The sequence below is a fragment of the Embleya sp. NPDC059237 genome (genome assembly GCF_042754105.1).
GTDB lineage: Bacteria > Actinomycetota > Actinomycetes > Streptomycetales > Streptomycetaceae > Embleya.
This window is the reverse complement of the sequence record NZ_JBHZAE010000002.1, coordinates 463,098-475,359: the sequence shown is the minus strand read 5'-3', so window position 1 is coordinate 475,359 and position 12,262 is coordinate 463,098. Positions and strand designations below refer to the sequence as shown.

3 protein-coding genes are annotated in these 12,262 nt (G+C 66.5%); all 3 read left to right on the top strand.

The window, feature by feature from the left end:
- Positions 1-26: 26 nt before the first annotated feature.
- The 3 genes from ACFXKZ_RS08930 to ACFXKZ_RS08920 all read left to right on the top strand — a co-directional run bounded on the left by ACFXKZ_RS08930 (position 27) and on the right by ACFXKZ_RS08920 (position 12,187).
- Entirely contained in the window at positions 27-164 is a 138-nt protein-coding gene (locus tag ACFXKZ_RS08930; RefSeq protein ID WP_379998019.1) for a hypothetical protein, read from the top strand.
- Entirely contained in the window at positions 161-1,327 is a 1,167-nt protein-coding gene (locus ACFXKZ_RS08925) for a M20 family metallopeptidase (protein WP_379998016.1), read from the top strand. Before ACFXKZ_RS08930 ends, ACFXKZ_RS08925 begins: the two co-directional genes overlap by 4 nt.
- Before the next feature lie 420 nt (positions 1,328-1,747).
- On the top strand, positions 1,748-12,187 hold the full coding sequence (locus tag ACFXKZ_RS08920) for a LamG-like jellyroll fold domain-containing protein (protein WP_379998014.1): 10,440 nt from the start codon (positions 1,748-1,750) through the stop codon (positions 12,185-12,187).
- The last annotated feature ends 75 nt before the right edge of the window (positions 12,188-12,262 follow it).

The window sequence follows — 12,262 nt, the reverse complement described above, 5'->3', positions numbered from 1 at the left end:
GAGCTCCCGAAGGGACGGAGCTCTCGGTGACGTGCGCGACGCGGCTCGCGAAGGAGCTGTCGGTGCGGCTCGCGATGGGGTTCTCGGTGCGGTTCCGGACGCTGCTCTCGAAGCGGCTCTCGATGCAGCTCTCGCTGAAGAACATGAACTGGAGCGGAACATGAGCGTGGCCGACGTGGCGAACCTACCGGCCTCGGACGCCGACCGGGCCGCGATTCGCGATCGAGTCCTGACCAACCGCGACGAGTTGCTCGCGCTGAGTCGACGCATCCATGCCTACCCGGAGCCGGCGTTCGCCGAACACCGGGCCTCCGCTTGGTGCGTGGAACTGCTGCGGGCGCACGGCTACACCGTCACCGCGCCCGCGCACGGCCTGGAGACGGCCTTCGTCGCGACCGTCGGCACGGGACCGGTGACGGTGGCCATCGCGTGCGAATACGACGCGCTGCCGGGTTTGGGCCACGCGTGCGGACACAACCTGATCGCGGCGGCGGGGGTCGGCGCGGCCCTGGCGCTCGCCCCGGTCGCCGGGCAACTGGGCCTGACCGTACGGGTGATCGGCACACCGGCCGAGGAACGCGGCGCCGGCAAGGCGCTGTTGCTGGAGGCGGGCGCGTTCGACGGGGTGGACGCGGCGATGATGGTGCACCCGTGTCCGTTCGAAGTGGCCGAATTCCGCTCCTTCGCGCTCGGCACGCTGTCCGTGGAGTTCCTGGGCACCGCGGCGCACCCGAGCCTGAATCCGCACGAGGGCCGCAGCGCCGCCGATGCGCTGACGGTGGCTCAGGTCGCCCTCGGGCTGCTGGGGCGGCAGTTGCCCGCCGACTGGAGGGTGCACGGCATCACCACGGCGGCGGGCACCGCGCCCAACGTGGTCCCGGAGCGGGCCACGGCGGAGTACGAACTGCGCACCACCGACGCCGCCGACCTGGCCGAACTGCGCACCCGGGTCGAGGCATGCTTTCGCGCGGGCGCACTGGCCATCGGCTGCGAGGTCCGGCTGACCCGCCCCGAGCCGGACTACCTCGACTTCCGCACCGACCCGACCCTGATCGCCCTGTGGCGCGCCAACGCCCGGGAGCTGGGCCGCCCGGAACCCACCACGCGCCCACCCTTCGCCTGCACCGACATGGGCAACGTCTCCCACGTCATCCCCACGATCCACCCGGTCCTCGACATCACGGGCGGCACAAGCGCCCCCCACGAGGCGGCCTTCGCCGAAGCCGCCATCTCCCCCCAGGCCGACCAGGCCCTCCTGGACGCCGCAATCGCCATGGCCTGGACCGCCGCCGACTACGCAACCCTCCGCCACAACACCCCCCACTGACAACACCCCACCGCCTCCCGGCCCCAATCCCTGCGGGATTCACATAGCGATTCGAATTCCGCCCGATTTCCCGAGTGCGGCCCTATCTCGGATTAGTCCGTTGACACGTGTCGGGAGCATGTATGTCCCATCTTGCTCTCTCGATCGAACCTGCACTACTGAAGACTTATAGACAAAGTCTCGACCTTGGAATGGCAGTCCTACTGTCCGGATCTGCCGTATAAGTGACCTGACTTTACCAAGTCTTTATGGGTTTCCCTTGCCTCGGTCAAGCCTTGATCTTGTGGTGGAGTCGATAAAGGAAAAAGAATCCAACCGCGCCGTCTGGCGTCGCTGCACATTGCCCCGGGTGGGGGGTCGTGACCGGGGAGAGCCATGTCCGCACGTGGTGGGTCCGTTTTCCGTACGCGCATTCCGCGTATGCGCCGACGCTTCGGAGCGGTCGCGGTCGTCGCCGCGATGACCCTGCTCGGGACGACGGTGCCGAATGCCCTCGCGACACCCGCGAAGCCGAGCGCGTCGATGCCCGACCTCCCCGGCCAACCCGGCGGAACCGCCGCCGGCCGAAGCCACACGGTCGACAGCGACGCGACGCGCATGCCGGGGAGCGAACGATCCGCGAAGGCTGCATCGGAGTCGCCACAGGACAGGCGCAAGTCGGCGGCGCCCGAGAAGCCCACGCTCAGCAACAACCTGAAGCCGCAGACTCCGGGACCCGCCGACCCCAAGGACGGCAAGTTTCCGGTCGACCCCAAGAACCCCAAGGGCGCGCAACGTTCGGCCGCCGGCACGCCACCCAAGGGCTTCGACGCGGCGACCAGCGTCGAGGAGCCACAGCGCCGCGACGAGACGACGAAGGTCTTTCGCAACGCGGACGGTACGTTCACCACCCGGTCCTACGCGGTTCCCGTGCATGTGCGCCAACCCGACGGTTCGTGGGCGGACATCGACACTACGCCGGCCCGGCAGCCCGACGGCCGGCTCAAGCCGCGGCAGACCGAGGCCAAGTCCGATCTGGCGCCGCGCGCGGACGACCACGCGATCCAGAGCCTGAAGATCGACGACGGGCACTCGGTGTCGCTCGCGCTGGCGGATGCCGCCCCCGTCGCGCCGCGGATCGACGGCAACGCGGTGACCTATGCCGACGCGCGCCCGCACGCGGACGTCAAGTTCGAAACCACCAACGTCGGGGTCAAGGAAACGCTGGTCCTGGACTCGCCGCAGGCGCCGTCGACGTGGACGTTCCCGATTACCGCCGCGGGTCTCCAGGCGGTTCGGACCGCAGAGGGCGAGATCGAGTTCAAGGACGATCACGGCGTCGTGCGGGCGGTAATCCCTCGGGGCTGGATGGAGGATTCGTCCGGCAAGGGTGAAGCCGGTGCCGGAGTCCGCTCGTACGACGTGGCCTATGACCTGGTGCAACATGAGGGTGGCATTGCGCTCCGGGTGACGTTGGACCAGGACTGGCTGCGTGATCCCAAGCGTGTGTATCCGGTGATGGTCGATCCGTCGCTGAACAACAAGTCCAGCTTCTCCACGTTCGTCGATTCGTGTTCGACCGATACGCACCACCACGCCGCATTCATGGTGACCGGCACCAGCAACACCGGGTGCGTCAACCAGGCATACATGGCGTTCAACAACTTTCGGACACAGCTCCCCAACGCCTACGTGACCGGTGCGGCGCTTCAGTTGTACGTGACCTACTCGGCGTCGTGTGCGCCCAATGTGGTCAACGTCGTGCCGATCACGCAGTGGTGGGACGCGAGCAAGTTGCGTGCCTTTCCCGGGCCGGCCACGGGCGGTGTCATCGGCTCGGCCTCCTTCTCCGGTGGTGAAACGCCGTCCGGGACCAACTGTGGTCAGGCACCGGGTTGGCGGGCGATACCACTGAGTGCGGGTGGCGTCGACCTTCTCACCTCGTGGGCCCAGGGCCGCGACAACTACGGCTTGTCGCTGGTCGTCAACGCCGCCAACCGCGACGCCTACAAGATCTTCGCCAGTTCCAACGGCGCATCGCAGAACGCTCCCTACCTCCAGGTCGAGTGGAGCCCGTGGAACGCCCGTTACGACTGGGGCCAGTTGAACCCGCCGCCCACCAACAACACGCCGGGCAAGATCCGCTTCCGCGCGGAGAACATCGGCATGAACACGTGGACCGTGGGTGGCAACGGGATCATCTGGAGCACGGTCGACTCCGGCGGGATGATGCGGGTGGGCGGACAGCCGATCCCCTTCGACACCCCGAACGGCCACAATTTCGAGACCGACGTCAACATCGATGCGATGCCACCGGGCTCCTACTACCTGTGCATCGAACTCACGCGTCCCGGTGGGTCGTTCGGCGACCAGGGCGTGACACCACGCTGTGGGACGATGACCGTCGGCAATGTTCCTCCGGTGCTGGATAGCGCTTGGCCGCCGAACAACTATGTCCAGGGCTCGTTGACCCCGCAGTTGATGGCATATGGCAGCGATCCCGACGCATCACCCGCCGGTCCCCTCCAGTACAAGTTCACCGTCTGCCCCGAAAGCGGCTCGTGCACCGAGTCGGGGTGGGTCGGTGAGCGTTGGCGGGTCCCTGCCGGTGTGCTGGCCTGGGACAAGTCGTTCTCCTGGAATGTCCGCGTCTCCGACACCGTGGATCTCGATCAGACCGAGACCTGGTGGTCGACGTTCCGCACCGAGGTGCCGCAACCCGGCGTGAGCTCCAACCTGGCCGGGAAGCCGGGTGAGCAGGCGATCAAGGGTGTCGACCCGTATCTGGGCAACTACACGACCGAGAGCGTCGACGCGTCGATCAAGGCGGCCGGACCGGCACTGGAGATCCGCCGCACGTACAACTCCCTCGATCCGCGAGGGAATGGGATCGGACGCGGCGCGCCGCTCTTCGGGCCGGGGTGGTCCACGGTGTACGACACTCGCATCTGGTCCGACGACATCGGCGCCATGGTGACTTATCCGGACGGTCGACAGGTCCGATTCGGGCGCAACAGCAACGGGACTTACGAACCCCCGTCGAGCCGGCAGTCGACGCTGCTGGGTGGGTCCTCGGGCTGGCTGCTCACCGACAAATCCGGGTTCCGCTACATCTTCGACCAGTGGGGTCGCCTGACCCAGCTGGCGACGCACGACGGGCGTACGCAGACCATCACGTACAACAACGTGCTGGGCGTCGACCGTGTGGTCGACGACACCAGCGGTAGGTCGCTTCGTTTCACCTGGAACGCCTCGCCCCTGGTGGGCGGTCACGTCACCAAGGTGACGGCGGACGCGCCGTCGGCGGCGGCACGCGCCCCGGAGTGGACCTATGAGTACACCGGCGCCGCGCTGACCAAGGTGTGCTCGCCCGATGCGGGCACCAAGTGCACGGTGTACGGCACGACGCCGATCTCGCAATACCGGTCACTGATCGCCGACGCGATGCCGGAGAGCTACATGCGGCTCGGCGACTCGACCGGTTCGGCAACCGCGGCTCAGGAACCGGGGGTTCCGGTCGCCAATGCGGATGGCCGGTACAGCGGCGGTGTGGTGCTGGGCGTGCCGGGCGCTCTGACCGGTTCGAGCAACACCGCGGCCAGATTCAACGGAAGCTCGTCGGTGCTGGAACTCTGGCACAACCTCCAGACCGAGACCGCGGAGTCCGCGATCGAGATGTGGTTTCGGTCGACCTCGAACAGCGGCGGCGTGCTGTACGGCATGCAGAACACCAGCGTTCGGGACAGTTCGGGGGCCCTGAATCTCTGGCCGGCGCTGTACGTCGGTACCGACGGAAAATTGCGCGGCTCACTCCCCGGCATCACCGCCTACGACCCCATGACATCGGCTTCGTCGGTTACCGACGGTGCGTGGCATCATGTCGTGCTCACCGCCGACGGGGTCAATCAGCAGCTCTGGCTGGACGGTCGGCGCGTCGATGAACGCGCCGGTGTGGCACCGGCGTCGTCCTACCAGAGAAACGCGTCCGTCGGCGCCGGGTACATCCACAGCTGGTGGCCTGCCGCGGGGCAGGACATCCGCGGTTGGTTCAACGGCGACATCGACGAACTCGCGCTCTACGATCACCCGTTGAGCGCGACCCTGGTCGGCCAACACAGCGACATGCGTGCGGGCGGGTTCGGTATCACCTCGATCACCACGCCCGAAGGCAAGACCGCCGCAGGCCTGACGTACGCCCTCAGTCAGGATCGAGTCCAGACGGTCACGGACATCAACGGCGGCCAGTACTGGATCACTTTGCCGAACACGGCCGTCACCAGCGCCTATTACCCGAACTCGGTACTCAAGGCCCGGCCGTACGACTACTTCCGACTGGGCGAGCGGTCCGGGACCACGGCCAAGAGCACCGTTTTCACCGACGGACACGACAGCAACGCCACCTATACCGACGTGGCCCTGGGGATGGAGACTCTGCCCCTTCTGAAAGCGGACGACACGGCGGCGGGCTTCAACGGAAGCACATCGCAGGTCAAGCTCCCGGACGGTGAACTCTCCGGTGCCCCCAATCTGACGGCGCAGATGTGGTTCAAGACGGACCGGGCCGGGGTGCTCCTGTCCAGTCAAAAGCGCGCGATCAACGACCCCGCCGTGACCACCGGGGACTACACGCCCGTGCTCTATGTCGGGACCGACGGTCGGGTACACGGACAGTTCTGGGACGACTCGCTGAATCCGCTGACGAGTCAGAACCGTGTCGACGACGGCTCGTGGCACATGGTCACGCTCATCGCGAACGGCGGTTTCCAACTCCTGATCGTGGACGGGGCCTGGGCGGATTCGCGGGTGGGGAAGCCGCTCAACTTCGACGACCAGCGTTTCGTCTACGTCGGAGCCGGCGCGATCTCGGGCGGGTGGCCGGCTCAACCGAGCGACAAGCTGGGGCACTTCAGCGGGACGATCGACGAGGTCGCGATCTACCGGCACGCCGATCTGGGTCTGTTCCGGGTAACCGCCCAATACCGCCAGAGCCTCGGCGTCTGGGGCGAGACGATCCAGGTGATCGACCCGGGCACCAACCTGCTCAGCTACATGTACGAGCCGGGGAGCCGGGGAAGGCTGCTCTCCTACGTGGATGCGGCCAAGGGCAAGTGGCTCTACGACTACGACGATCGCGGCTACCTCAAGGCGACGACGGATCCGAACGCGCACACCGTCAGATATGAGAACGACGAGCGCGGAAACGTGCGTTCCAAGGAGACCTGCCGAAAGGCATGGGAATGTCAACGCGAGTTGTACAAGTACTACCTGGACGAGGCGAATCCGACCGATCCGCGTAACGACCAGGTGATCGGTTCGTGGGACGCCCGGGCGGCGGGGTACGACGACAACCGGTACGCGAGGGGTTACATCTACGACGCGTCCGGTCGACTCGCGATCTCCTGGGAACCGGATCCCCTGGACGGCGGCGGCAGTTCGCAGTTCACCCTGCGCGAGTACACGGCCGGGACGGAGGCGGCGGCGGGCGGTGGGACCCAACCCAAGGGATTGGTGAAGGCGGAGACGACGCCGGGTGGCAAGAAGACCGCGTACGCGTACAACCGCGCGGGCGACCTTGTCTCGACGGTGGCTCCTTCGGGACTGGAGATGCGATACACCCATGACGCGCTGGGACGGGTCCTGACGCAGACCGAGGTCTCCGATTCCCAACCCGCGGGTGCGGTCACCACATTCAACTACGATGCGTCGTCGCGTGTCGTCCTGCGGGTGGATCCGGCGACCACCGACGCGGTCACCGGTCGCGCGCATCTGCCGTTGATCTCCACGCAGTACGACCAGGACGGCAACCCCACCCAACAAATCGTCGCCGACTACACCGGCGCCGACCCCTCCCGAACGACCTCGGCGACGTACGACGCCTCCAACCGCCTGGCGACGAGCACCGACGGCGCCGGCAACGTCACCACGTACGGATACGACACCTACGGCAATCGCACCAAGGTGGTGGATCCCGAGGGTGCCGAATTCGCCTACACCTACTCGCCCACCGGGCACCCGACCCAGAGCACGTTGAAGAACTGGAAGGGACGACTCGGGGACGAGACCGCGAAGACGCTGGTCCTGGAGTCGAAGGCATACGACCCGGCGGGTCGACTGGCCACCACGACCGACGCGATGGGTCGCACCCGCCACGTCTTCTACTACGACGACAACCTGGTCGGGATGGTCCGCCAGGACGGCTTCCGCAACGCGGACGGCACCACCCGCGACATCGTGCTTCAGCGCAACGAGTACGACAACGCGGGCAACATGATTCGGCAGACCGTGGGCGGTACGGACGTCACGGAGAGCACGTTCAACGCGGCCAACCTGGTTACCAAGACCGTGCGCGACCCCGGTGGGCTGGCCCGCACCGACTCGTACTCCTACGCCCGCGACGGCGAGATCCTCGCCACCACACACGCCCAGGGCACCGTCGCGCAGACGACGAAGTACGTGTACAACCCGGCCGGCATGCAGATCAGCAAGACCGTCGGCGACTCGACCACTACGGCCGTCACGTCGTGGACGCGCGACCAGCGGGGTTTGGCGCTGACACAGACCGAGCCGAGAGGAAATGTGAACGGCGCCGACAAGGCGGCGTTCACCACCACCTTCGGATATGACGAGGTCGGACGACAGATCAAGACGATCAGTCCCACGATCTCCATCGAGTCCGCGGGCGGCGCGCCGGTGTCGTCGCGGGCGATCACCATGACCGGCTACAACACGTTCGGCGAGGTGGCCGAGAGCAGCGACGCCAACGGCAACATCACCACGCGCACGTGGTCCGCCAACGGCATCAATACGGTGACCGCCGCGCCCGCCTATACGCCGCCCGGTGCGACGACTCCGTTGAAGCCGACGGTGTACAGCCTGCCGGACAAGAACGGCCGTCCCGTCGCGGACATCGACGCCAAGGGAGCGATCACCCAGACCAAGTACGACGCGCTCGGCAACGCGGTGCAGCGGAAGGATCCGGCGCTGCCGGGCAAGGATGCCGGGATCTGGTCCTTCTACTACAACGACGCCGGCGAACGCATTCAATCCGTGGCGCCGGACGGCGGGTTGGGTACCGCGACGTATGACGATCTCGGGCGTCAGGTCACCGCCACCACGTTGGAACTGGTGCCGACCGGCAAGACGTACACCACGAAGTACACGTATTCGGACACCGGTGAGCGGCTCAGCACGGTCGGGCCGAACGGCGAGACGGAATGGACGTTCTACAACGCCCTGCACGAACCGACCGTGTTCGTCGACGCGACCCAAAGGAGCCGTTTCGTCGAGCGTGACCTCAACGGCAAAATCACGAAGTCAACGCTGACCGACGGTACTTACCACACGCAAAAGTACGACGCTTTGGGTCGGCCGACGATCACGAGCGACTACGACGCCGACAACACACTCCTGCGGCTCAGTTCCACCTGGTACGACGTGTCGGGCAACGTCGTTCAGACGATCGACCCGAAGATCAAGGCGACAAGGTACGAGTACGACGCCGTGGGTCGACGCACGCGACAGGTCGAACCGGGCCCCACATCGGCGGGCATCGTCACCGCCTTCGGCTACGACGCGGCGGGCAACCGCACGCGGTACACCGACGGCAACGGCAACGTCACGACGACGACGTACAACTCGCTCGGGCTGCAGGCGTCGATGGTGGAACCGGCGACCACGGCCCACCCGGCCGCGGCGGACCGGACCTGGTCGACGACGTACGACCTCGGCGGTCGTCCGGTCAAGGAGACGCGTCCCGGAGGCGTGAACGTCGATCGTACGTACAACGTCCTGGGCGGGCTCACGTCGCAGACGGCCACGTCCACGGGGCCCGACGCGGCGTCGTCGAGCAAGACCTTCGACTACGACCGCCAGGGCCGCCTGGTGAAGGCGTCCACGCCGAGTGGCGACGACACGTTCGGCTACGACTGGCGCAGCCATATCGTGTCGACGAGCGGCCCGTCGGGGACGTCGAGCTTCGCCTACGACCATCTCGGCCGGATGACGTCCCGGACCGACGCGTCCGGGACGTCGAGCTACACCTATGACGAAGCCGGTCGCACCAAGACCGCGACCGACGCCGTGACCGGTACGAATCTGGCCTACTCCTACGACGGCATCGGTCAGTTGACGCAGGTGGCGTACGGCGGTATGGGAGGGTCGGTCAGGACCTTCGGTTACGACAAGCTGCACCGGATGACGTCGGATGTGCTCAAGACGTCCACGGGCGCGCAACTGAACTCGATCACCACGAGTTTCGACGCGGCCGACCGGATGACCGGCAAGACGACGGACAACGGCACCGGTCCGGTGGTGAACACCTACGGCTATGACGACGCGGGTCGGTTGACGAGTTGGAACAACGGCTCGACGACGGTGCCCTACGAATACGACAACGCCGGGAACCGGACCCGGGACGGGCCACGCACGGCGACCTACGACCAGCGCAACCGCCTGCTCGGCGATGGCGCTTACACCTACGAGTACACCGCGCGCGGCACGCTCGCGAAGAAGACCACGGTCGGCGGTTCGGCGTTCACCAGCCTCACCTACGACGCCTTCGACCGGCTCACGGCCGACGGATCGTCGACCTACACGTACGACAGCCTCGACCGGGTACTGACCACGGGCGGACGCACCTTCGCCTACAGCGGCACGGGCAACGACCTGGCGACGGACGGCGCGGACACCTACAGCCGCGGGGCGAACGGCGACCTGATCGGCATTCGCAACGGCTCGACCGGCCAGGCGGACCTGGCCGTGGTCGACGAACACAGCGACATGGTGGCCACGTTCCAGGCGAGTGGGACGACGCTGAGCCGGTCGGTCACGTACAGCCCGTACGGCCAGGTGCTCTCTTCGTCCGGGCCGCGTACGAGCGTGGGGTACCAGAGTGGTTGGACCGACGCCGGCAGCGGCAAGGTCAACATGGCCGCTCGCTGGTACGACCCGTCCACGGGCGCGTTCGCCTCGCGCGACGGCGTCACGCTGGATCCGTCGGCGTCGACCAACGCGAACCGGTATGCGTACGCGAGCGGCAATCCGCTCATGTACACGGACCCGACCGGGCACTGGTCGATCAAGGGGGCGCTGAAGAAGGTCGGCAAGGTGGCCGCGGTCGCGGCGCCGATCGTCGGCGGTCTGGTCGGTGGTGCGGCGGGCATGGCCATCGGCAACCCGGCGCTCGGCGGTGCGATCGGCGGCGCGCTCGGGGGTGCCCTCGCCTACGGCATCACCACCGCCATCAACGGCGACAACTTCAGCTTCAAGGAACTCGCGTACCAGTCCGGGCGAGGCGCCATCGAGGGGGCGATCGGCGGGCACTTCGCCAAGGTCGGCGGTTATGCCGCCCAGTTCGGGTTCGGCGCGTTCGCGAGTGGCATCGGCTACGGCTTCGACGTGGTCACGGGACGCGCCGACTTCAACTGGGGCGACCTGGCCATGCAGATGGCCATCGGCGGCTTCTTCAATGCCGCGGGTCGCTACGTGAGCAACAAGTGGAACAAGTGGCGCGGCGGCCGGGAGGAGGTCGAGGGCCCGGGCGGCCGAAGGGGCGAGGAGGACGGCCCCGGCGGTCGGCGCGGCGATGAGGAGGAACCCGCCGCGCGCAAGGCCCGCGAGGACGCCGACGCCAAGGCCCGAGAGGCCGCGGAGGCCGAAGCGGCCCGCAAGGCGGAAGCGGCCCGCCTCGCCGAGGAGGTCCGAGCCCGCTCCCCACAGGGCGCCGCCGACGACGCCTCGGCCGGCAAGGGCCGCGCCTACGAGGCGGCCACCACCTACGCCCCCCGCCCCGAGCCCATTCGCCCGGAGTACCTGGCGAAGCCGGCCTCCATCCAGGAGGCCCAGGCCCAAAACACCGTCCGGGTAGTCGAAAACGCCCCCAAACTCAACGACGGCACAAGCACCGCAACCTTCACCCCCGCCGAAGCCACGAACACCTCGTCCTCACGCGGCGGTTCAGACGGGAGCAGCGGACCGCGCGCGAGGGAGACTTCGGAGCAGGGCAGTTGCCAGAGACCGAACAGCTTTGTTCCTGGAACTCAGGTGCTAATGGCGGACGGTAGCCACAAGAGCATCGAGAACGTCCGTATAGGTGACGAAGTGCTCGCCGATGATCCGGAAACCGGCCGAGGCGGTGCACGAATGGTCACCGCCGAAATTGGCGGCTCGGGTAGTAAAAACCTGGTCGAACTCACCGTCGACGTCGACGGCATTTCCGGGGATCGCACCGAAACGCTGACTGCCACCGACGGCCATCCCTTCTGGGTCCCTGAACTCCACAAGTGGCAGAAAGCTATGGACCTCAGGCCGGGTCAATGGCTGAGGACTTCGGCGGGCACTTGGGTTCAAGTCACCGTAATACGGTCGTGGACGCAGCAGGCAACTGTTCATAATTTGACAGTCGACGACCTGCATACGTATTACGTACTGGCAGGCGCCACGCCGATATTGGTCCATAATGCAAACCTGCCGGTCATCTGTGGGCCGATTACGAGTAAAACGCACTTTGCAGACGTGGAAGTTTTCGACGCGCACGGGAATCAAGTGGACTCGTATTCCCTTCGAAGCGGTGCCACGACTCCCGAGGAAGCCAGTCTGGGGACGGGAAGAGCGCGCCAGGCGGTTCATACGGAGAATCGGGCGGCCAGGGCATCCGGAGGCGCCTCAATGATTGGGGATCATGAGATTCCCAATGACCCCTTCTGGGGTGCCAGTCCTGCCCCCGACGGTGGACTGGTGAGAATAACAGGTACTCGTCCTCCGTGTGGCCCTTGTCAAAAACAGATGAAGCTGTCGGATGAGGACGTTGGTGTCACATTCGAGTATCGATGGCCGGATGGCAACGGCGGAATGAACACGTGGACGACGGATGAGAATTGGTGACGTATTGTGCGGATTGCCCGCTTGCAAGGTCGCCACTGCTTGACCAGTCGGGTGGCGATTTCGAAGGTAGGTGGT

Excerpts from the sequence above, each read along its gene's own strand:
- ACFXKZ_RS08925 (WP_379998016.1), top strand. The coding sequence starts at position 161 with ATGAGCGTGGCCGACGTGGCGAACCTACCGGCCTCGGACGCCGACCGG.
- ACFXKZ_RS08920 (WP_379998014.1), top strand. The coding sequence starts at position 1,748 with ATGCGCCGACGCTTCGGAGCGGTCGCGGTCGTCGCCGCGATGACCCTG.